This is a genomic window from Streptomyces sp. SM18 (genome assembly GCF_002910775.2).
Taxonomy (GTDB): Bacteria; Actinomycetota; Actinomycetes; order Streptomycetales; family Streptomycetaceae; genus Streptomyces; species Streptomyces halstedii.
This window is the reverse complement of the sequence record NZ_CP029342.1, coordinates 2,211,759-2,231,491: the sequence shown is the minus strand read 5'-3', so window position 1 is coordinate 2,231,491 and position 19,733 is coordinate 2,211,759. Positions and strand designations below refer to the sequence as shown.

19 protein-coding genes, 2 tRNA genes and 1 pseudogene are annotated in these 19,733 nt (G+C 72.2%); 14 read left to right on the top strand and 8 right to left on the bottom strand.

Features of this window, described 5'->3' with window-relative positions; translation table 11 throughout:
• Positions 1-170 precede the first annotated feature (170 nt).
• Together B9S64_RS09975 and B9S64_RS09970 are read left to right on the top strand one after the other, a co-directional pair.
• Positions 171-902: a type 1 glutamine amidotransferase gene (locus B9S64_RS09975; protein WP_103491221.1), complete on the top strand. Its 732-nt coding sequence runs from the start codon at positions 171-173 to the stop codon at positions 900-902.
• Positions 903-984: 82 nt separating this feature from the next.
• The gene (locus B9S64_RS09970) at positions 985-1,440 is read left to right on the top strand and encodes a GNAT family N-acetyltransferase (protein WP_103491222.1); all 456 of its coding nucleotides are present in this window, start codon (positions 985-987) and stop codon (positions 1,438-1,440) included.
• Positions 1,441-1,552: 112 nt separating this feature from the next.
• Here the strand turns inward: B9S64_RS09970 and B9S64_RS34960 are convergent, their stop codons facing one another.
• The gene (locus B9S64_RS34960) at positions 1,553-2,236 is read right to left on the bottom strand and encodes a hypothetical protein (protein ID WP_181012280.1); all 684 of its coding nucleotides are present in this window, start codon (positions 2,234-2,236) and stop codon (positions 1,553-1,555) included.
• Positions 2,237-2,290: 54 nt separating this feature from the next.
• On the opposite strand from B9S64_RS34960, the gene B9S64_RS34955 reads away from it, so the two are divergent.
• Positions 2,291-2,608 carry a hypothetical protein gene (locus B9S64_RS34955; RefSeq protein WP_181012281.1) on the top strand — a complete coding sequence of 106 codons (318 nt, stop codon included), beginning with the start codon at positions 2,291-2,293 and terminating at the stop codon, positions 2,606-2,608.
• A 60-nt stretch (positions 2,609-2,668) separates the two neighbouring features.
• Here the strand turns inward: B9S64_RS34955 and B9S64_RS09960 are convergent, their stop codons facing one another.
• Positions 2,669-3,874 carry an MFS transporter gene (locus B9S64_RS09960; RefSeq protein ID WP_181012282.1) on the bottom strand — a complete coding sequence of 402 codons (1,206 nt, stop codon included), beginning with the start codon at positions 3,872-3,874 and terminating at the stop codon, positions 2,669-2,671.
• A 59-nt stretch (positions 3,875-3,933) separates the two neighbouring features.
• Here B9S64_RS09960 and B9S64_RS09955 point away from each other — a divergent pair, with 59 nt between their 5' ends.
• Positions 3,934-4,911 (top strand): helix-turn-helix transcriptional regulator, encoded by a 978-nt coding sequence (locus tag B9S64_RS09955; protein ID WP_103491224.1) that lies wholly within the window; start codon positions 3,934-3,936, stop codon positions 4,909-4,911.
• Positions 4,912-4,944: 33 nt separating this feature from the next.
• Here the strand turns inward: B9S64_RS09955 and B9S64_RS09950 are convergent, their stop codons facing one another.
• Positions 4,945-5,589: a CatB-related O-acetyltransferase gene (locus tag B9S64_RS09950; RefSeq protein ID WP_103491225.1), complete on the bottom strand. Its 645-nt coding sequence runs from the start codon at positions 5,587-5,589 to the stop codon at positions 4,945-4,947.
• A 44-nt stretch (positions 5,590-5,633) separates the two neighbouring features.
• Positions 5,634-7,040 carry an amino acid permease gene (locus tag B9S64_RS09945; protein ID WP_103491226.1) on the bottom strand — a complete coding sequence of 469 codons (1,407 nt, stop codon included), beginning with the start codon at positions 7,038-7,040 and terminating at the stop codon, positions 5,634-5,636.
• A gap of 373 nt (positions 7,041-7,413) precedes the next feature.
• Between B9S64_RS09945 and B9S64_RS09940 the strand changes: the two genes are divergently transcribed.
• The 3 genes from B9S64_RS09940 to B9S64_RS09930 all read left to right on the top strand — a co-directional run bounded on the left by B9S64_RS09940 (position 7,414) and on the right by B9S64_RS09930 (position 9,540).
• On the top strand, positions 7,414-8,007 hold the full coding sequence (locus B9S64_RS09940; protein ID WP_103491227.1) for a biotin transporter BioY: 594 nt from the start codon (positions 7,414-7,416) through the stop codon (positions 8,005-8,007).
• 148 nt (positions 8,008-8,155) lie between these two features.
• Entirely contained in the window at positions 8,156-8,644 is a 489-nt protein-coding gene (locus B9S64_RS09935; protein WP_028439706.1) for a ribose-5-phosphate isomerase, read from the top strand.
• An 83-nt stretch (positions 8,645-8,727) separates the two neighbouring features.
• Positions 8,728-9,540, top strand: coding sequence for an Fpg/Nei family DNA glycosylase (locus tag B9S64_RS09930; protein ID WP_103491228.1), 813 nt, complete (start codon positions 8,728-8,730; stop codon positions 9,538-9,540).
• A 47-nt stretch (positions 9,541-9,587) separates the two neighbouring features.
• Here B9S64_RS09930 and B9S64_RS09925 read toward each other — a convergent pair whose 3' ends face one another.
• On the bottom strand, positions 9,588-10,820 hold the full coding sequence (locus tag B9S64_RS09925) for a GNAT family N-acetyltransferase (RefSeq protein WP_103505252.1): 1,233 nt from the start codon (positions 10,818-10,820) through the stop codon (positions 9,588-9,590).
• Positions 10,821-10,924: 104 nt separating this feature from the next.
• Between B9S64_RS09925 and B9S64_RS09920 the strand changes: the two genes are divergently transcribed.
• Positions 10,925-12,070, top strand: a complete 1,146-nt coding sequence (locus B9S64_RS09920; protein WP_103491229.1) for a PP2C family protein-serine/threonine phosphatase — start codon at positions 10,925-10,927, stop codon at positions 12,068-12,070.
• A gap of 156 nt (positions 12,071-12,226) precedes the next feature.
• On the opposite strand, the gene B9S64_RS09910 is transcribed toward B9S64_RS09920, so the two are convergent.
• Positions 12,227-13,405 carry a cation:proton antiporter gene (locus B9S64_RS09910; RefSeq protein WP_103491231.1) on the bottom strand — a complete coding sequence of 393 codons (1,179 nt, stop codon included), beginning with the start codon at positions 13,403-13,405 and terminating at the stop codon, positions 12,227-12,229.
• Positions 13,406-13,554: 149 nt separating this feature from the next.
• Here B9S64_RS09910 and B9S64_RS09905 point away from each other — a divergent pair.
• Positions 13,555-14,045 (top strand): annotated as a pseudogene (locus B9S64_RS09905) (HD domain-containing protein); the annotation flags it as partial.
• 59 nt (positions 14,046-14,104) lie between these two features.
• Here the strand turns inward: B9S64_RS09905 and B9S64_RS09900 are convergent.
• Positions 14,105-15,277, bottom strand: a complete 1,173-nt coding sequence (locus B9S64_RS09900) for an acyltransferase family protein (protein ID WP_103491233.1) — start codon at positions 15,275-15,277, stop codon at positions 14,105-14,107.
• A gap of 533 nt (positions 15,278-15,810) precedes the next feature.
• Here B9S64_RS09900 and B9S64_RS09895 point away from each other — a divergent pair.
• Positions 15,811-16,005 carry a hypothetical protein gene (locus B9S64_RS09895; RefSeq protein WP_028439713.1) on the top strand — a complete coding sequence of 65 codons (195 nt, stop codon included), beginning with the start codon at positions 15,811-15,813 and terminating at the stop codon, positions 16,003-16,005.
• Positions 16,006-16,116: 111 nt separating this feature from the next.
• On the opposite strand, the gene B9S64_RS09890 is transcribed toward B9S64_RS09895, so the two are convergent.
• Positions 16,117-16,190, bottom strand: a tRNA-Gly gene (locus B9S64_RS09890).
• 167 nt (positions 16,191-16,357) lie between these two features.
• Between B9S64_RS09890 and B9S64_RS09885 the strand changes: the two genes are divergently transcribed.
• From B9S64_RS09885 to B9S64_RS09870, 4 genes are all read left to right on the top strand, one after another.
• Positions 16,358-16,434: transfer RNA gene (locus B9S64_RS09885), tRNA-Pro, on the top strand.
• A 163-nt stretch (positions 16,435-16,597) separates the two neighbouring features.
• Positions 16,598-18,016, top strand: a complete 1,419-nt coding sequence (gene tig / locus B9S64_RS09880) for a trigger factor (RefSeq protein ID WP_164343735.1) — start codon at positions 16,598-16,600, stop codon at positions 18,014-18,016.
• Positions 18,017-18,303: 287 nt separating this feature from the next.
• The gene (locus B9S64_RS09875) at positions 18,304-18,909 is read left to right on the top strand and encodes an ATP-dependent Clp protease proteolytic subunit (RefSeq protein ID WP_030625849.1); all 606 of its coding nucleotides are present in this window, start codon (positions 18,304-18,306) and stop codon (positions 18,907-18,909) included.
• Between the two features lie 80 nt (positions 18,910-18,989).
• A complete protein-coding gene (locus B9S64_RS09870; protein WP_030625847.1) occupies positions 18,990-19,673 on the top strand; it encodes an ATP-dependent Clp protease proteolytic subunit in 684 nt (227 codons plus the stop codon).
• Positions 19,674-19,733: the final 60 nt, after the last annotated feature.

Sequence of the window (19,733 nt, the reverse complement as noted above, 5' to 3'; positions counted from 1 at the left end):
TCGCAATTGCAGGCTAGCAGGAGGAGTGCGGCGAAGTGATCAGCCGATGGTCCTAGGCCGTGTCCGTGGGGGCCGGCCGCGAAGGCCCGGCGGGGCCGGGGCCGCGTGCGTAGGCTGGACGCCGGTCAGGCGGGCGGGACCCGTACGGACACGACGGTGAGGGACGCGGGATGGGCGCCACGAGCACCACGGCCACGGCACTGGTGGTCCAGCACGGGCCCGGAGGAGGGCTCGGCCGCTGGACGGGCTGGCTGGAGGAGCGCGGCCTCGCGGCCCACGTCGTCCGGGCCCACGAGGGCGCCGCACTGCCTGACCGCCTGGAGCACCCCGCGCTCATCGTCCTCGGCGGCGGCTACCTGCCCGACGACGACGTCCGCGCGCCCTGGCTGCCCGCGACCCGCGCGCTCGTGCGCCAGGCCCTCGCCGCGCGGACCCCGGTGTTCGGCATCTGCCTCGGCGGCCAGATGCTCGCCCAGGTCGCGGGCGGCGAGGTGCGCGGACGGCACGGCACCCCCGAGTTCGGCTCCACCCGGCTCGACCTGCGCCCCGAGGCGGCCGACGACCCGCTCTTCCACGGGCTGCCCGCGAGGCCCCGGGCCATCGAGAACCACGTCGACGCCATCACCGCGCTGCCGCCCGGCGCCCACTGGCTGGTCGGCGGCGAGGACTGCCCCTACCAGGCCTTCCGGGTGGGCCCCTCGGCCTGGGGCGTGCAGTTCCACCCGGAGACGACGGCCGGGACCGTCCGCCGCTGGGACGCCGGCCGGCTGGCCGGACACGGCGCTCCCACCCCCGAGGTGCTGTACCGACGCGCGCTGGAGGACGAACCGGCCGCCACCGTCACCTGGCGTACGGTCGCCCACCGCTTCGCCGACGTGGTGACCTCGGCGGACCGGGCGTGAGCCGGGAGAATTCCCGGTGGACGGCGGGACGTTCGGGTCTAGTCTCGTGCGGAGCGGCACGGCCGGGACGAGGAGGACGCCGATGACCCACGTACGCGAGGGCCGGCCCGAGGACGCGGCGGCGCTGACCGCGCTGGCCCTGCGGTCCAAGGCGCACTGGGGGTACGACGAGGAGTTCATCGACGCCTGCCGCGACGAACTCTTCGTGTCCCCCGACGAGGTGGCCGCCCGTCGTACGGCGGTGGCGGAGCGGGACGGCAGGATTCTGGGCTTCACCATGCTGGACGGGGAGCCGCCCCGGGGCGCCCTGGGCATGATGTTCGTCGAACCGGACACCATCGGGCAGGGCGTGGGCAGGCTGCTCCTCACCCACACGACGGCGCTGGCCCGGCGGTCGGGCTTCCGGACGCTCACCATCGACGCCGACCCGAACGCCGAACCCTTCTACACGGCGATGGGCGCGGTACGCGTCGGCGCCACCCCGTCCGGGTCGGTCCCCGGCCGTGTGCTGCCCCTGCTGGAGCTGGCCCTCACCTGATCCGCCCGAGACGGCGTCCCCCCCGGCCCCGGTGCGCGGGCGGGCGTGTGTGAGGGTGTCCCTCTGCTGAACCGTACAGCTGTACATGGGGGGTGTTCATGAGCCAGGTGCTCTATGGCGAGCGGTCGTGGAATCCGCTGGCGCAGTCCGTGGAGCTGACCGAGGAGCTGCTCCGCAGAGGCGGCCGGGTCACACCGCTGGGCGAGCTGAACCTCGCCGCCATGGCCGACGCGTACCTGCGCGGGTGCTGGCTGGGCGGCGGTGGGACGGAACGCCCGCTGGACCGGCTGGCGGAGGCCGCCGGGACCGTGCCGGTGACCCGCGTCACGGGCACCGCCACCCCGGTGAAGGCACGCCGGGCGGCGGAGTTCGCCCGCGCGCTGGGGGAGTTGGCGGTGCGCGGGTGCGGGGGACCCGAGCAGGTGGCCGCGCTGGCGGCGCGGGCCGGGGCCGAGGGCGTACCGCTGTGGATGGCGCGGAGATCCGTGCCGGGGCCCGCCGGACCGGTCACCGTCGCCGTGGACCGCCGCCTGGTACGCGTGGACGTGTGGGGCCCGCAGGCCCCCGCCGTACGGATACGGGCCCCGCACGGCTTCCGGCGCGACGTCCCCGGGCCGGGCCAGGGCCTGTACGTGACCGTGGGCGAGGCCACCGCGGAGCTGGAACTCAGCAAGAAGCTGCGCAAGTCGAAGAGTTCGGTGGAGGTGCGGCTGCCCACCACGCGCTGGGTGCTGCGGCGGGAGAACGCGACGAGTTCCTGGCTGCTGCGCGACGAACGGCGGGTCGCCCTGCTCACGCGCCCCCCGCGCCGGCCCGCGAGCCGGGCACCGTACTGGCGCCGCTCGCCCCGGTGCGGTACGAGAGCCCCGACCCGCTGGACGCGGTCATGGCCCATGTCTTCGCCGTCACCTTCGGGATGGGGGACACGACCGGCACGGCACGCTTCCGCCCGGTGCCGTACCCGGCGCACACGCGCGGCGGCGAACCGCTCGCGCCCGACACGGACTGGGACCGCCCCTGGTTCAGCAACCTCGGCAGCGGCCGCGACGACAACGAGCCCGGCGGTGGCGACGGCTGGGGCGCGGACGGCGGTGACGGCGGGGACTCCGGCGGAGGCGGCGACGGCGGCGACTCCGGCGGCGGTGGTGACGGCGGCGGGGGTGACTAGGGCGTGTTTTCGCCCGGCGGGTGACCCCGGCGCCGGGGGCCGGGCGGCGGCCCCGGAGGTTCAGGCGCGCCCGTCGGCCGGTGCCGGTGTGGTCCCGGCCGGTCCCCGGTCACGCCGCAGCCCCGGCGCGAGGGCCAGGGTGACCGCGATCGAGGCCCCCGCCATCAGGGCGATCGCCGTCCCGGCCGGTACCCACTGGGCCACGGCACCCGCGACCGAGGCCGCCACCCCCTGCGTCGTCAGCATCCCGGAGGAGTGCAGGCCGAGCGCCTGACCCGTCATGGCGCGTGGGGTCAGCGCCACCAGCCGCTCCTGGAGCAGCAGGCTCGCCGAGAATCCGGTGGAGGCCACGGCGGCCAGGGCGAGGGCCAGGGGCGGGCCCGGCCGCAGCGCGAACAGGAGGTACGGCCCGGCGAGGAGCAGCAGCAGCCAGGTGGACGCGGCCCCGCCCCGGAGACGGGCGGGGAGGAAGCGGCCCGCCAGGGTGTCCCCGGCCAGCATCCCGAGCGCCGCGCAGGCGAACAGCGGCCCCGCCCGGTCCGGGGCGTAGGGGACGAACAGCGATTCGCAGCCGACGACCAGCCCGTTGGGCAGCCAGAGCGCCAGGTAGATCCGCCTGCGCGGCACCGACGACCAGAGCAGAGCGTTGGTCCGCCAGGTCGCGGCCACCGACGGCCGCCCGGCGGACCGGGGCGGGACGCGCGCCAGGCCGTACCGGACGGTGAGGGCGCCGGCCAGGTACAGGGCCGCCGCGACCAGGAGCGTGCCGCGCGGCGACAGCATGGCCACCAGGGCGCCGCCCACGGCGTACCCGGCGACCTGGGCGGTCCCCGCGCACATGTTGAGGAGCGAACGCCCCAGCAGATAGGCGTCCTCGGGCAGGATCTCGGTGAGCAGCCCGTACCGCACCCCACCGGCCACCGCCGCGACGGCGCCCTGCCCGAGGAGCACGGCGAACAGCACCGGCAACGGCAGACCGGGGAGCGCCAGGACCGCCGTGCCGACGCCGAAGAAGAGGGCCGAACCGGTCAGCGCGGCACGCGGCGGCAGCCGGTCCGCCGCCGACATCAGCAGCGTCGCGCCGAGCAGTTGCGCCAGCGAGGAACCGAACATCGACAGGGCGGACAGCAGCGGCGACCCGGTCGTGGTGAACACCAGGACGCCCAGGGCCAGTCCGCTCGTCGTGGAGGCGGCCCCCTGGAGGGCGCCGGCCGTGAAGAGGGGACCGAACCGCGGGACCCGGAACACGTCGCGGTAGGTGAGCATGTCCGGAGTCTTGGCCGGGCCGCCGCGGGGCCGTTACCGTTTCGCGGGGAGGCGAAACCATGGGCTGGTGGCATGTCGGCGCGGACACCCTCGCGGCCGGCCGCTTCCTGGTGTCCGAGCTGGTCGAGACGACCGCGACCCTCCAGGCCCTGGAGCGCGGCACGGCCTCCCATCCCGCCGAGCGGGCGTGGTTCGACACGCACCGGCCCGCCTACCGGGAGCGGCTCGCCGGGGACCCGGCCACCGCGCAGCTCGTGGCGACCGGCCTGGGAGGCCTCTGGAACGCGGACTTCCTCACGCCCACCCCCACCGGCACCAGCACCTTCGCCGAAGACCTGGCCCTGGTGCGGCGGACACCGCCCGACCAGGCGCGCGCCGACCTGGAGGTGTCCCGGGGCGGCCCGCTGCCCTCCCCGCTGTGCCGCCCCGACCTGCCACAGAAGGCGGCGGACCTGCTGGAGTGGGTGTGGGAGCGGATCGTCGGCCCCGACTGGCCGCGCCGCCGCCGGATCATGGAGGCCGACATCGTGGCACGGGCCGCACGGCTGAGCCAGGGCGGCTGGGCGGCCGTGCTGGAGTCCATGAACCCCGGCATGCGATGGCTCGGGGACAGTCGGCTCCAGGTCAACCCGCGCCCCTACCCGCCACGCGAACTCACCGGTGCCTCCCTGGTGTTCGTCCCCGTCACACCCCGTCAGGGCTGGGTGTCCTGGGACGCGGAGGAGCGGCGGTACGCCGTGGTGTACAGCAGTTCCGGCGTCCTGTCCGGCACCGAGCGGCCGCCGGTTCCCGACAGCCTCGGCCGCCTGCTCGGGCCCGCCCGCGCCGGGGTCCTCGTCCTGCTCGACACCCCCAGGAGCACGACACAGCTGGTGGCGCTGACCGGCCAGGGGCTCGGGTCGGTGGGCCGCCACCTCAAGGTTCTGCACGACGCGGGGCTGGCCGGGCGGCGGCGGTCGGGCCGGTCGGTGCTCTACTTCCGGACGGAGGCGGGCGAGGTGCTCGTACGCGCCGGACGCCCGCCCGACGCCGCCTGACCGGGCCGACGCGCCCCGGCCGGTACGCCCCGCTCAGCCGGGCTGCGGGGCGGCCGCCTCCAGCGCGTCGACGCTCCCCGCCATGAGCGTGCGCACATGCGCGGTGAGGTGCTCGGCGGGCCAGTCCCACCAGGCGAGCGCGAGCAGCCGGGCGATGTCCGGCTCGTCGTACCGGAGGCGGATCAGCCGGGCCGGATCGCCGCCGACCACGGCGTAGTCCGGCACGTCACGGGTGACCACCGAACCGGCCGCGACGATCGCGCCGTTGCCGATCCGTACGCCCGGCATCACGGTCGCCCCGTTGCCGAGCCACACGTCGTGGCCGACCACCGTGTCACCCCGCGCCGGGAGGTCGCTCAGCAGGTCGGCGTGGTCGGCCCAGGCGCCGCCCAGCATGGGGAACGGGAAGGTGGACGGGCCGTCCATGCGGTGGTTGGCGCCGTTCATGAGGAAGCGCACACCGGTCGCCAGCGCGCAGAACCTCCCGATGACGAGCCGCTCCGGGCCGTAGTGGTACAGCACGTTGCGGGTCTCGAAGTCGCTCGCGTGGTCGGGGTCGTCGTAGTACGAGTAGTCGCCGGCCTCGATCAGCGGCGAGGTCAGCAGCGGCTTCAGCTGGACCACCCGCGGCTGGCCGGCCATCGGGTGCAGCACGGTGGGGTCGGGGGGCGAGTTCATCCGGACACCGTCTCAACCCGGGCGCCCCGCCGGCCACCGGAATATCAGGCGCCCGGACCGCGCTCCGCCCGCTTCTGCCGTACCAGACCGATGGCGACCAGCAGCGCGGTCAGCGCACCGGTGGCCAGCAGTTGGTCACGTGTGTCCGGCTGACGCAGCATCAGCAGGAAGATGCCGGCCATGGCGAGCAGCGCCGCCACCGTCAGGACCGGGAAGAGCCACATGCGGACGACCAGCTTCTCCGGAGCCTCCCGCTCCGTCCGGCCCCGCAGGATCAGCTGGGACACGGCGATGAAGATCCAGACGACCAGGATCACCGCGCCGATCATGTTGAGCAGCCACGGGAAGACGTCGTCGGGGCGCCAGTAGCTGAGCAGCACGCACAGGAAGCCGAAGAGCGAGGAGACCAGCACCGCGGTGCGCGGGACCCCCGAGGAGACCGTGCCGAGACGCTTCGGTCCCTGGCCGCGTGCCACCAGGGAGCAGGCCATGCGCGAGGCGCCGTAGATGTTGGCGTTCATCGCGGAGAGCAGGGCGATCAGGATGACCACGTTCATGATCTCCGCCGCGCCGCTGATGCCGAGGTGGTCGAGGGTCGCGTAGAACGGCCCGACCTCCGCGACCTTCGGGTCGTCCCAGGGGACGAGGGCGACGACGACCGCCATCGAACCGACGTAGAACACCGCGATCCGCCACATCGCCGTGCGCACGGCCTTGGCGACGCCCCGGACCGGGTTCTCGGACTCGGCCGCCGCGATGGTGACGGTCTCCAGACCGCCGTACGCGAACACGGACGCCAGCAGCCCGATGATGAAGCCCTCCGAACCGTTCGGCAGGAACCCGCCCCCGCCGGTGAGGTTCGAGGTGCCGGGGGAGTCGTGGCCGGGCAGCGCCCCGAGGAGCGCGAGCACCCCGAGCACCAGGAACAGCGCGATCGCGATCACCTTGAGCGCGGCGAACCAGAACTCGAACTCACCGAAGTTCTTCACGGCCGCGAGGTTGGTGCCGAGGAAGACCACCATGAAGAGCGCCACCCAGGCCCACTCCGGGGTGCCCGGCAGCCAGCCCGTGACGATCTGCGCGGCGCCGATGCCCTCCAGCCCGACCGCCACGCAGAGCAGGACCCAGAACGCCCAGCCCGCCGTGAACCCGGCCCACGGGCCGATCGCCCGCTCGGCGTGCACGGAGAAGGAGCCGGACGCCGGGTTGGCGGCCGACATCTCGCCCAGCATCCGCATCACGAACATCACCAGCAGCCCGGAGATGCCGTAGGCGAGGACGACGGACGGGCCCGCGGCGGCGATACCGGCGCCGGAGCCGACGAACAGCCCGGCCCCGATCACGCCCCCGAGGGCGATCATCGAGAGGTGACGCTGCTTCAGGCCGTGGGTGAGGGCGGAGTCGGCGGGGGGTGCGGCGTCCGTGGGGGGCGGAGCGGAGGTCCGGGACATGAACGGCTCTGTTCGCTGGGCGGTACTCGGTCGTCCCACAGTCTGAGCACGCGTACCGCCACAGGGAACGGATGTCCGCAATACGGTCACCACGCTCACACACGGTGTACACCCGCGCACCGCCCCGACGCCCGCCCGCGTTATGGGGACCCTACAGTCACGCCCCCGCGGGGTCATGAGCGTGCGTCAGGCGGATGTCCGCTCCCACCACCGTGACCAGCATCACGCCAAGAGATGATTGCGCCGGGGTCTTTGTGCGAACCCCACCAACCCCTCACCGGCCGCTTTGTCGGCGGCTGACGGTGATCGCGCGAGGCCGGGTCGGCTAACGTCGCCCTCAGTCCCCTGCCGACCCCTCACCCGCGGAGTCCCGATGAGTACTGCTGCCGCCCCCGTCCGCTCCGGAGCGGTCCTCGCCGACCTGCTGCCCGCAGCCCGGCACCGCTACGCGGTGGACACCGCGCTGATCGTCGGGGGCGCCGCCCTCACCGGCATCGCCGCCCAGATCGCCGTGCCCGTCCCCGGCTCCCCGGTCCCCGTCACCGGCCAGACCTTCGCGGCGCTGCTCATCGGTACCGCCCTCGGCGCCCGCCGCGGCTTCCTCTCCCTCGCCCTGTACACGCTCGTCGGCATGGCCGGCATGCCGTGGTTCTCCGAGGGCAGCTCCGGCCCCGGCGGCGCCTCCTTCGGCTACGTCCTCGGCATGCTGCTCGCCGCCACCGTCGTCGGCGGCCTCGCCCGCCGGGGCGGCGACCGCTCGGTGCTGCGCACCGCGGGCACGATGGCCGTCGGCTCCCTGGTGATCTACGCGGTGGGCGTGCCCTACCTGGCCCTGTCCACCGGGATGTCGATGAGCGCCGCCGTCGCGGCCGGCCTGGTGCCGTTCCTCATCGGCGACGCCCTGAAGGCCGCCCTGGCGATGGGGGCCCTGCCCGCCTCCTGGAAGATCGCCGGGCGTCGCGGCTGAAGCCGTACCGGGCTCGCCGGACCGTGGTGACACACCCGGCCGGCGGGCCTCCCGGCCGTCCGGGCACCGGGTCGGCGGCCCCCCGCGCCCCGGCCGCGCCCCGACCCCGCCGACGGCCGCCCGGCCCGGTCCGTGTCACACTTCGCACATGCGCGTGTACCTCGGCTCCGACCATGCCGGCTACGAACTCAAGAACCACCTCGTCGAGTGGCTCACCGCCCACGGCCACGAGGCCGTCGACTGCGGGCCCCACATCTACGACGCCCAGGACGACTACCCGCCGTTCTGCCTCCGCGCCGCCGAGCGGACGGCCGCCGACCCGGACAGCCTCGGCGTCGTCATCGGCGGCTCGGGCAACGGCGAGCAGATCGCCGCGAACAAGGTCAAGGGCGTCCGCGCCGCACTCGCCTGGAGCGAGCAGACCGCCGCGCTCGGCCGCGAGCACAACGACGCCAACGTGGTGGCCGTGGGCGGCCGCATGCACACGGTGGAGGAGTCCACGAAGTTCGTCGAGATCTTCCTGAACACCCCCTACTCCGGCGAGGAGCGCCACACCCGCCGGATCGAGATGCTCACGGCGTACGAGAACACCGGTGAGCTCCCGCCGGTCCCGGCCCACCACCCGCAGCAGGGCTGAGAGCCGCCGCGTAGCCCACCCCGTCCTCCCGTGCCGCCGGCCCGTCGCCCGGCGGCACGGTCGTTCCACCGAGGAGACCCGCCGTGCCCGAGGGGCATACGATCCACCGCCTCGCCGAGGACCACCGCGCACGGTTCGCGGGCGGCCCGGTCCGGGTGAGCAGTCCGCAGGGGAAGTTCGCCGCGAGCGCCGCCCTGCTCGACGGCCGGACCCTCACGGACACCGACGCCCACGGCAAACACCTCTTCCTCGGCTTCGACGGCCCGGACTGGATCCACATCCACCTCGGCCTCTTCGGCAAGCTCGGCTTCGGCACCACCCCGGCGCCCCCGCCCACCGACACCGTCCGGCTGCGCCTGGCCAACGCCTCCGACTACGCCGACCTGCGCGGCCCCACCACCTGCGCGCTGATCGGCGAGGACGAGAAGCGCGCGATACACGACCGGCTCGGCCCCGACCCGCTGCGCGAGGACGAGGACGGCGAGCGCGCCTGGCTCCGCATCTCCCGCAGCCGGGTCACGGTGGCCGCCCTGCTGATGGACCAGAAGGTCGTCGCGGGCGTCGGCAACGTCTACCGCGCGGAGGTCCTCTTCCGGCACGGCATCGACCCGTACCGCCCGGGCAAGCAGCTGACCAGGGGCGAATGGGAGGCCGTGTGGGCCGACCTCCGTGTGCTGATGCGCGAGGGCGTACGCACCAACCGCATCGACACCGTCCGTCCCGAGCACCTGCCCGAGGCGATGGGCCGCCCGCCGCGCGTCGACGACCACGGCGGCGAGGTCTACGTCTACCGCCGGGCCCGGCAGCCCTGCCACATCTGCGGAACCGGGATCCGCACGGCGGACCTCGCCGCCCGCAACCTCTTCTGGTGCCCGGCCTGCCAGCGCCCCCGCTGAACCCCGCCCGTACGACGGCCGGGGAACGGGCCGCCCCCGGCCACGGTTCAGAACTCGTGCGGACACCACGGGGCGACGTCCCAGGAGAACGCCAGGGCCGCTTCCGCCACCGCCCCCGCCCGCTCCTCCCGGACCAGCCCCGCCGACGCCAGGGTGCTGAGCGACACCCCGCCCAGGTACGCGGCCCCCAGCTCCCGTACGGACAGCACCAGATCCGCCGGGTCCTCGGTCGGCCGGCAGGACGCCACGCCCTCGGCGTCGCCCGTCAGCCGCCAACGCCCCGTGTTCCAGGGGCAGAAGGCGTCCTCCACCTCCAGCACCACGTCCACCGGGGCCCGGTAGCGCCGGGCCTGGAGCGCCGCGGGCAGATCGACCAGACGTACGTACAGTCCGTCCCGCAGCCGCACCTCGCAGCGCCGGACGTCCGAGACCAGCTGGAGCACGGCGTCGTCGGCCGGCCGGTTGCCGCACTCGACCGCCGACGTGAGATCGATCCCGAACAGGAAGCGCCACAGCGCCGCGTACGAGGCGGGGTCCAGCGCCGCGAGATCGCGGACCGCGACCGTGCCCCGGGGACCGGCCTCCTCCCAGGCGGGCCGTACCCGGTAGGTGACATAGCCGGTGACCTTCCCGTCCCGCTCCGCGAGGACGCAGATCAGCGGGGAGCCGCCCTCCCGGTGCGCGGCCGGGTCGTTCACCGGCATCTTCTCCCAGCCGGGCTGCCGGACCGGGGTACCGGGACGGCCGGCCGCCAGCCGCGCGTACACCGCCTCGCAGGCGTCGAGCGCCCCGGTCGGCGAGGCGCGCCGCAGCCGGACCCCGTCCGTGCCCGGCGGCAGGGCGAGCCGCACCCGGTCGGTGTCGATCCGCAGCGCCGTCTCGGGGGTGGCCGCGCCGTAGCCGAACCGTCCGTAGATGGCCGGTTCCGATGCCTTCAGCACGGCGATCGGCTCGCCCCAGGAACGGACGTCGTCCAGCTGACGGCGCATCATGGACGTCAGCAGGCCCTGCCTGCGGTGCGTGGCGGCGACGCTCACCATCGTCACCCCGGCGGCCGGCACCGCGGCGCCGCCCGGCACGGTCACCCGGAACGGGTAGGCCCCCGCCGTGCCCACGCACTCCTCGCCGTCCCAGTGGCCGAGCGAACGGTCCGGACGCGACAGCGTGGCGTACATCTCACGGGACTCGGGGGTGAGCGGAACCCCGCCGAACGCAAGTTCGAGACAGCCGAGCCAGGCGTCCCAGTCGGCGACAGACGGAATCCGCAATTCTGTGTTCATGTGACCTGCTTACCAGGGGCGCTTCGCTCGGTCGACACCGGTTCGGGCACTTTGTCACGGGGTCCCCCTGCACCGGAGGCCGTCGGATGGATAGGGTCCCGACAATGGCCCGTCGCGGAGGAGCAGACGCATACACGGCCCGGTGGCGAAGATCGGTGCACCGGGCCCGCGTCGCGCTGCGCCGGTCCGGGGTCGACTCCTTCCGCGGCGACGGCTCCGACCGGATAGCCCTGGCCGGCCTGCTGCTGCTCGTGCCGGCCATCACCTTCGCCACCCTGATCGACCCGGTGTGGTTCTCACCCGCCCTGCTGGCACTGCCGATCGTCGTCGGCGGTCTGCTGCTGCGGCCGGCCAGCCTGCTGGGCCTCTACGCCACCGCGGCCGCCGCGCTGATCGTGGAATCCGTCCGTCTCGGCCCCTACCTGAAGGAACCCGCCGCGGTCACCCCGGGGACCGTACTGACCATCGCCGCCTGCGGCTTCTTCGGACTGGTCCTGGCCCAGTTCCGGGCGAGGGTCGGGGTGCCCTGGCGGCGCGGCGGCACCATGCTCTTCGACCTGCGCGAGCGCATCCGGGTGCAGAGCGCCCTGCCGCGGCTGCCCCAGGGCTGGCACCGCGAGATGGCCCTGCGGCCGGCCGGGGGCCAGTCCTTCTCCGGGGACTTCGTCGTCGCCGCCCGCACCAACGGGGGCCGCACCCTGGAAGTGGTGCTGACCGACGTCTCCGGCAAGGGCATGGACGCCGCCTCCCGCGCCCTGCTGCTGTCCGGCGCCTTCGGGGGCCTGCTGGGATCGCTCCCGTCGCACGGCTTCCTGCCCGCCGCCAACGGCTACCTGCTGCGCCAGGACTGGGACGAGGGCTTCGCCACCTCGATCCACCTGGTCCTGGACCTGGAGTCCGGCGACTACGAGATCCTCTCCGCCGGACATCCCCCCGCCCTCCAACTGCACGCGGGCAGCGGCCAGTGGGAGGAGATGACCGCCGGGGGCCCGCTGCTGGGGGTGTACGACGGCGCGGAGTTCGACGCCGTGAAGGGCTCGCTGGCCCCCGGTGACGTCCTGATGCTTTTCACGGACGGCCTGGTGGAGACCTCGGAGAGGGACCTGTCGGAGGGCATCGACCGGCTGACCGGCGAGGCGGACGGCTACGTCGCCACGGGCTTCGAGGGCGCGGCCTGGCACCTCATCGAGGCCTGCGCGAAGGACGTCAACGACGACCGCGCGCTGCTGCTGCTCTCCCGGCGCGCCTGAGCCGGGCGGACCGGCCGTGCCTGAGCCGGGCGAACCAGCCGCTCCGGGGCCGGGCGAAACCGTACAAACGGATCGGTCGTCAATGTGGTGTCCGCTTCCCACTCGAACGTGGGTGCCCGGGTGCGGGAGGGGGGAGGTGCCGCACCCGGGACACCCTCAGACCGGCGCCGGCTCTTTCTCCGCCTTCCGCTCCTCGGCGCGGCCTCCGGGCAGGATCCGGGCCAGCCACTGGGAGCGCCCGGCGGCCAGGGGGGAGAGGACCGCGAGCACGAGGACATAGCCGGCGATGAACGGTGAGAGCCGCTCGTCCAGCCCGGCGCCCGCCGCCATGGTGGCGAGGATCAGCGCGAACTCGCCGCGCGCCATCAGGGTGGTGGAGATGTTCGACGCGGCGAGGGCCCCGAAGCCGTACACCCGCGCCGAGAACATGCCGGACAGTACGTTCATCGCCACCGTCAGGACGACGGCGGCCAGCACCGGCCACATCACGCTGGGCAGGTCGCCCGGGTCGATGGACAGACCGAACGCGAAGAAGAAGATCGCCCCGAAGGCGTCCCGCAGCGGATGGACCAGCTTCAGGATGCGGGCCCCGGAGGTCGTGCTGCCGAGCATCAGGCCCACCATGAACGCGCCGATCGCGTCCGCGACCCCGAACCACTCGGAGATCCCGGCGACGAAGACCGCCGCACCGAGGAAGGAGATGACCAGGAGTTCGTCGTCCCGGGTGTTGATCAGCTTGCTGATGACCCTGGTGCCGAAGCGGGCGGCCAGGGCGAGCAGCAGCAGGAATCCGAACGCCTTGCCGCCGTCCCGCAGGGCCGCGCCGAGGCCGTCCGAGTGGGACAGGACCGGCTGGAGGGCGGCCAGGTACAGGGCCAGGAAGATGTCGTCGACCACGATGATGCCGAGGATCGGCTTGGTCTCCGGGCTGCCGAGGCGTTTCAGGTCGACCAGGATCTTGGTCACGATCGCCGAGGAGGAGATGCCGATGACACCGGCCATGACCAGCGCCTCGGACGTGCCCCAGCCCAGCAGGAAGCCGAAACCGAGACCGGCGCCGACGTTGAGGATCAGATAGACGGTGCCCGCGAGCACCATCTTGCGGCCACCCGCTTTGAGGTCGTCGAGGTGGAACTCCAGTCCCAGGTAGAAGAGCAGCAGGACGAGGCCGAGCGCGGAGAGCATCTCCAGCTCGTGGGGGTCGTCGACGATGACGGCCCCGGGGGTGTGCGGGCCGAGCAGGATTCCGGCCAGGATGAACAGGGGGATGGTCGGCAGTCCGATACGGCCGCCGACGCGGGCGAGGACGGCGGCGGCCAGGAAGGCGCCTCCCATGGCGATGAGGATGTCTGCGTGTCCGATGAGCCTGATCCTTTGCTCGGTCAAGAGGGCGTCAAGAAATCGTCAGTAATTAGTTTACCGAACGATTGACTCGGCAACTCTGCACCCTTCGAAGTACGGGAACAGGGGGCTACAGTCGCCGCATGACGCCCCCGTACCTGACCCTGGCCGAGGTCGAGGCGATCGCCCGCGAGGCCCATCGCGACCAGCGGGACAAGGCGGGGCGCCCGTACACCGAACATCTGGCCGCGGTGGCCGAGGGGGTACGGGCGCGGGGCGGCGACGACGGGCAGATCGCCGCGGCCTGGCTGCACGACGCCGTCGAGGACGGGGCGCTCACACGCCGGTGGCTGGACGAGGCCCCGCTGCCCGCACGGGTCAAGGAGATGGTCCTCGCCGTCACCAAGCGGAACGGCGAGGACCTCGGCGCCTACACCGGGCGGATTCTCGCCACCCCGGGCGCCCTGCTGATCAAGGAGGCGGATCTGGCGCACAACACGGATCCGGCCCGGCTCGCGGTGCTGGACCCGGCGGTCCGTACCCGGCTGACGGCGAAGTATGCGCAGGTGCGCGGGTTGTTGGGGCTACCGGGGGCGAACTGACCCCGGGACGGCGGAATTCGGCCAACCCCGCGGGCCGCCACGTCGAGCGCGGCGGCCGGCGGGGCCGGGGACGGTACCGATCCGGACAGGCTCAGCGCCGGGCCTGCTCCCGGCGGAACATCCGGTCCAGGTTCGGTTCGGTGGCGAAGCGCAGCGCCCGGCGGACCGGCGGGGTGCAGAGCAGGGTCACCGCGGCGGCCGCGACGACCGAGACGACCACGAGCCCGACCGGGTTCGAGAGCCATGGGTAGCGGTCGAACAGCCCGAAGTACCCGGCCCCCTTCACCAGGAAGCCGTGCAGCAGGTAGCCGCAGATCGTCCCGGCGCCCAGCACCGTGAACCACAGGGGGCGGCGCGGGGTGAGGGCCAGGAACCCGATCGTGAGGACCAGGGCGCAGGCGAGCATGGCGAGGTAGATCACGACGCCCGACCACCAGGGCGCGTCCAGCTCCTGCGCGCTGCTGCTGTGGTAGAGCCAGCCGAGCTGTGTGCGCGGCGCGAGCCAGTAGGCGAGGGCCAGGGCGCCGGCGAACAGCGGCACCGCGAGCACGCGCACCTCACGGCGCCTGACCAGCTCGAAGTGCTCGGGCCTCAGCACGAGCCCGAGGACGAAGAACGGCAGGAACTGCAGTACGCGTTGCAGGTCGAGGTCGTCACCGATCTCCGGGGTCGTCACGGCCAGCAGACCGATGGCGACGGCGATCGGCAGCGGGTGGCGCAGCGACCGCCACAGCGGGGTGGTGACGCGCCAGATGAACAGGGCGACCAGGAACCAGGTCAGGAAGAGCGGGTCGAGCAGCGAGATCGGGGTGTCGTCGTACCCCCCGGCGTACCGCCGGAACAGCGAGTACGCCGTCTCGAACAGCACATAGGGCACGACGACCGTGCTGACCAGCCGCTTGACCTTGCGCGGGCTCATGTCGAACGAGCGTGAGAAGTAGCCGGAGACGAGGATGAAGGCCGGCATGTGGAACGCGTAGACGACCATGTACAGCGCCCGCGTGGCGCGGCTGTCGTCCATCACCGGCTCCCAGGCGTGGGCCACGGCGACGAGCACGATCGCGAGGTACTTCACATTGTCGAACCAGGCGTCGCGGTGCTTGGCGGGAGCGGGGGCGGGGTCCGTGGTGGGGTCCGAGGCGCGGTCCGGTGCCGTCGCGGTGGCGACCGCGCCCTCACCCGTGGGCCGGGGGTGTCTGGACTCCGGCTCCTGGGAGTCCGGCGGGACGGCGGCCCTCTGAAACGCGCTCGGAGCACTGAACATTTAAGGCACCTTAGACCCGTCGATCGGCAGCGGTAAAACTCCTCGGAGATAACGCGTGTTCCCGGCTGATCAAAAGCGAAACCAGCGCCCGGTGACCGCTATGGCGCGATTGACCCCCACCAAAGGGGACATAGCGGGCCGTAGTTGGCGGGTGGATCGGTGAAGTGAAATTCCTCGCACGCATTTCGGACGGTGGCTGACGAGGGGCTGGAGAACACCTGTGGATGAACCGTGCGGATATGGAAACGGTCATGTCGAGCATTAATTCGACCGCTTTCGTACACAGCGAATCCACAGCTTTCCCGGCGCGGGGGTGGCACCCCGTGCGGCACCCGGCGAAGGGCCCCGTGCTCCCTTCCCGCGCCGGAGCACACCGGGCGCACGCGGGCGCGAGGATGGCGCGATCCGATCAGTACGGCGTGTCAGCCGACAGCGGGCCGGGGGGAGTTGGTGGCACGATGGACCCGACGGGGGTGTGCTCGGCCGCACACCGCCGGGCCGGCAAGGCGGACCGACCGAGGGTGTGATCAGTCGTGGCCATTTCACTGTCTGTGGTGCTTCTGCTGGGGATCGTCCTGGTGGTGCTGATCCGCGGCGGATCACTCAAGGGCGGCCCCGCGGTCGTCGCCGTGCTCTTCGGCTTCTTCCTGGCGTCGACGGGCATCGCGCCCTCGATCAGCAGATTCATGGACTCGATAGCCCAGACGATCAACCAGATCAGCTTCTGACCCGGCGCCCGGGATCCACGGATCCCGGGCGGGCCCGGCGGTCCGGACGCGTCCTGGTGAAAGCGTCAGGGCCGGGTCGGAGGACGAACCTCCGACCCGGCCCTGAGCCGTTGGAGCGGGCGACGGGAATCGAACCCGCGTAGCTAGTTTGGAAGACTAGGGCTCTACCATTGAGCTACGCCCGCGTGCACCGCACCGCCGGTCCGGGGACCGCGGTACGGGAAGCATCGTAGCGGGTCGGAGAAGGTGCGCGCACACCCGTATCGGTGCGCCCCCGTCCGGCCGCCCGCGAGCCGCCCCGTGACGCGTCCGAAGCGGTGCTCGCGGCCATGTACCCTACGTGTCGCACCGACGGGGTGTGGCGCAGCTTGGTAGCGCGTCCGCTTTGGGAGCGGAAGGTCGTCGGTTCGAATCCGGCCACCCCGACCACCAGCCAGATCGCACGGCGGGATCGCGTTGTGGGAGTCATCGCGCTTGCCGTTACTATGCAAATTGCGTGCCCGCGTGTCTGATGTACCGGGCTCGATCCGCGAAGCCGCCGCTCGGCGGCCCAGCAGAACCCCAAGAAGTCAGCCACCAAGGAGACCGAACCGTGAAGAGCGCCGTGGAGACCCTGAACCCGACTCGGGTTCGGCTCAGCATCGAGGTGCCCTTCGAGGAGCTCAAGGACAGCCTCGACGCGGCGTACAAGAAGATCAACCAGCAGGTCACGGTGAAGGGCTTCCGTAAGGGCAAGATCCCCAACCGGGTCATCGACCAGCGGTTCGGCCGTGGTGCTGTGCTGGAGGAGGCCGTCAACGACGCCCTCCCGAAGTTCTACACCGAGGCGGTCAACGAGGGTGAGCTCAACGTCCTGGGCCAGCCCGAGGTCGACATCACGGAGCTGAAGGACGGCGAGCTGCTGGCCTTCACCGCCGAGGTGGACGTGCGCCCCGAGATCGAGATTCCGGACTACTCCGGCATCGAGGTCACCGTCGACGCCCTCGAGGTCAGCGACGAGGACGTCGACAAGGCCGTGGAGCAGCTCCGCGAGCGCTTCGCCTCCACCGAGCCGGTCGAGCGCGCCGCCGCCGAGGGCGACGTCGTGACGATCGACCTGGAGGCCAAGGTCGACGGTGAGGTCCTGGAGGACGGCGTGGCCGCCGGTGTCTCGTACACCATCGGCTCCGGCGAGCTCCTGGACGGCATCGACGAGGCCGTGACCGGCCTGGAGGCCGGTGGCGAGGCCACCTTCACCTCCGAGCTGAAGGGCGGCTCCGCCGAGGGCAAGGAAGCGGAGGTCACCGTCAAGGTCACCGCCGTCGCCTCCCGCGAACTGCCTGAGCTGGACGACGACTTCGCGCAGATGGCGAGCGAGTTCGACACGCTGGCCGAGCTCCGCGAGGACAGCCGCAAGCGCCTGGAGAACACCAAGCAGTACGACCAGGCCACCCAGGCCCAGGAGCGCGTCCTGGACGAGCTGCTCAAGCTGGCCGAGGTCCCGATCCCCGAGAAGCTCCTCGCGGACGAGGTCCAGACCCGCAAGCACAACCTGGAGCACCACCAGCTCGGCCAGATGGGCCTGGACCTGGAGAAGTACCTGGAGATCCAGGGCAAGACGCTGGAGGAGTTCGAGGCCGAGACCTCCGAGCAGGCGGTCAAGGGCATCAAGACCCAGTTCATCCTGGACGAGCTCGTCAACAAGGAGAAGCTGAACGTCAACCAGGAGGAGCTCACCGAGCACCTCATGCGGCGCGCGGCCTCCTCCGGCATGAGCCCCGACCAGTTCGCCCAGGCCGTCGTCGAAGGCGGCCAGGTGCCGATGCTCGTCGGCGAGGTCGCCCGCGGCAAGGCGCTCGCCGTCGTCGTCGAGGCCGCCAAGGTCGTCGACACCAACGGTGAGGTCGTCGACCTGGAGGACGAGGAGGAGGAGGCCACCGAGGCCGCCGCCGAGGAGAAGTCCGAGGCCGCGACCGACGAGGCGTCCGCCGACAAGGCCGACGAGAAGGCCGACGAGAAGAACGAGGCCTGAGGCTCGTCCTGACCGGCCCGGCCGGTCGGAGCTGAACCACGCGGCGGGCCCCGGACGCACCACGTCCGGGGCCCGCCGTCGTACCGGCTCCCGAGCCCCCACAACCCTTGTGCCCTCTGCTGACCTTGCGCTCCCAGCGAACAGTTGGAGAAGCGGGATGGCGTTGTCCCACCTGCGCGTTAGGGTCCATGAAGAGGAAGGGTCGGGTAGTCCCGGCCCACCCGGTACGAAGACGCTGAGACGGCCGGAGCCGTCAGAGACGAGCAGGTGGATACGTGACGAATCTGATGCCCTACGCCGCCGGAGAGCCGTCCCTCGGTGGAGGCCTCGGTGACCAGGTCTACAGCCGACTGCTCGGCGAGCGCATCATCTTCCTCGGCCAGCAGGTCGACGATGACATCGCCAACAAGATCACCGCACAGCTTCTGCTCCTTGCCGCCGACCCCGACAAGGACATCTACCTCTACATCAACAGCCCCGGCGGCTCGGTGACGGCGGGCATGGCGGTCTACGACACCATGCAGTACATCCCGAACGACGTGGTCACCATCGGTATGGGCATGGCGGCCTCGATGGGCCAGTTCCTGCTCACCGGCGGCACGGCGGGCAAGCGCTTCGCGCTCCCGAACACCGACATCCTCATGCACCAGGGTTCGGCCGGCATCGGCGGTACCGCCTCGGACATCAAGATCCAGGCCGAGTACCTGCTCCGGACGAAGACGCGGATGGCGGAGATCACCGCCCACCACTCCGGCCAGACCGTGGAGACGATCATCCGTGACGGCGACCGCGACCGCTGGTACACCGCCGAGGAGGCCAAGGACTACGGCCTCATCGACGAGATCATCACGTTCGCGTCGGGCATCCCGGGCGGCGGCGGCACCGGCGCCTGATCCGGCCCGTACGGACCGGCACCGCACCCTCTCGTACGCCTCTCGTACGCCGAGACCCCAGCCCACTGAACGCCACCAGGATGGTGAACACCCACATGACCAACTTCCCCGGCGCCTCCGCGAGCGGCCTCTACACCGGCCCGCAGGTGGACAACCGCTACGTCGTCCCGCGCTTCGTGGAGCGCACCTCGCAGGGTGTGCGTGAGTACGACCCGTACGCGAAGCTCTTCGAGGAGCGCGTGATCTTCCTCGGTGTCCAGATCGACGACGCGTCGGCCAACGACGTCATGGCGCAGCTGCTGTGCCTGGAGTCGATGGACCCGGACCGCGACATCTCGATCTACATCAACAGCCCCGGCGGCTCGTTCACCGCGCTCACCGCGATCTACGACACGATGCAGTTCGTGAAGCCGGACATCCAGACGGTCTGCATGGGCCAGGCCGCCTCCGCCGCCGCGGTCCTGCTCGCCGCCGGCACGCCGGGCAAGCGCATGGCCCTGCCGCACGCGCGCGTCCTGATCCACCAGCCGTCCTCCCAGACCGGCCGCGAGCAGCTCTCCGACCTGGAGATCGCGGCCAACGAGATCCTGCGGATGCGCACGCAGCTGGAGGAGATGCTGGCCAAGCACTCGACCACCCCGCTGGAGAAGATCAGCGAGGACATCGAGCGCGACAAGATCCTTACCGCGGACGACGCACTGGCGTACGGTCTGGTGGACCAGATCGTGTCGACCCGCAAGACCACCGCGGGCGCGTCCGTCTGACGCCGGTCTTTCCCCTTGGCACATGCGCCTCGTACGGCCCCGGCCGTGTGAACCGTGCCA

Excerpts from the sequence above, each read along its gene's own strand:
- B9S64_RS09875 (WP_030625849.1), top strand. The coding sequence starts at position 18,304 with ATGCCCTACGCCGCCGGAGAGCCGTCCCTCGGTGGAGGCCTCGGTGAC.
- B9S64_RS09950 (WP_103491225.1), bottom strand. The coding sequence starts at position 5,589 with ATGAACTCGCCCCCCGACCCCACCGTGCTGCACCCGATGGCCGGCCAG.
- B9S64_RS09975 (WP_103491221.1), top strand. The coding sequence starts at position 171 with ATGGGCGCCACGAGCACCACGGCCACGGCACTGGTGGTCCAGCACGGG.
- B9S64_RS09960 (WP_181012282.1), bottom strand. The coding sequence starts at position 3,874 with ATGCTCACCTACCGCGACGTGTTCCGGGTCCCGCGGTTCGGTCCCCTC.
- B9S64_RS09940 (WP_103491227.1), top strand. The coding sequence starts at position 7,414 with ATGAGTACTGCTGCCGCCCCCGTCCGCTCCGGAGCGGTCCTCGCCGAC.
- B9S64_RS09910 (WP_103491231.1), bottom strand. The coding sequence starts at position 13,405 with ATGGGAGGCGCCTTCCTGGCCGCCGCCGTCCTCGCCCGCGTCGGCGGC.
- B9S64_RS09935 (WP_028439706.1), top strand. The coding sequence starts at position 8,156 with ATGCGCGTGTACCTCGGCTCCGACCATGCCGGCTACGAACTCAAGAAC.
- B9S64_RS09970 (WP_103491222.1), top strand. The coding sequence starts at position 985 with ATGACCCACGTACGCGAGGGCCGGCCCGAGGACGCGGCGGCGCTGACC.
- B9S64_RS09925 (WP_103505252.1), bottom strand. The coding sequence starts at position 10,820 with ATGAACACAGAATTGCGGATTCCGTCTGTCGCCGACTGGGACGCCTGG.
- B9S64_RS09945 (WP_103491226.1), bottom strand. The coding sequence starts at position 7,040 with ATGTCCCGGACCTCCGCTCCGCCCCCCACGGACGCCGCACCCCCCGCC.
- B9S64_RS09920 (WP_103491229.1), top strand. The coding sequence starts at position 10,925 with ATGGCCCGTCGCGGAGGAGCAGACGCATACACGGCCCGGTGGCGAAGA.
- B9S64_RS09900 (WP_103491233.1), bottom strand. The coding sequence starts at position 15,277 with ATGTTCAGTGCTCCGAGCGCGTTTCAGAGGGCCGCCGTCCCGCCGGAC.
- B9S64_RS09955 (WP_103491224.1), top strand. The coding sequence starts at position 3,934 with ATGGGCTGGTGGCATGTCGGCGCGGACACCCTCGCGGCCGGCCGCTTC.
- B9S64_RS09870 (WP_030625847.1), top strand. The coding sequence starts at position 18,990 with ATGGTGAACACCCACATGACCAACTTCCCCGGCGCCTCCGCGAGCGGC.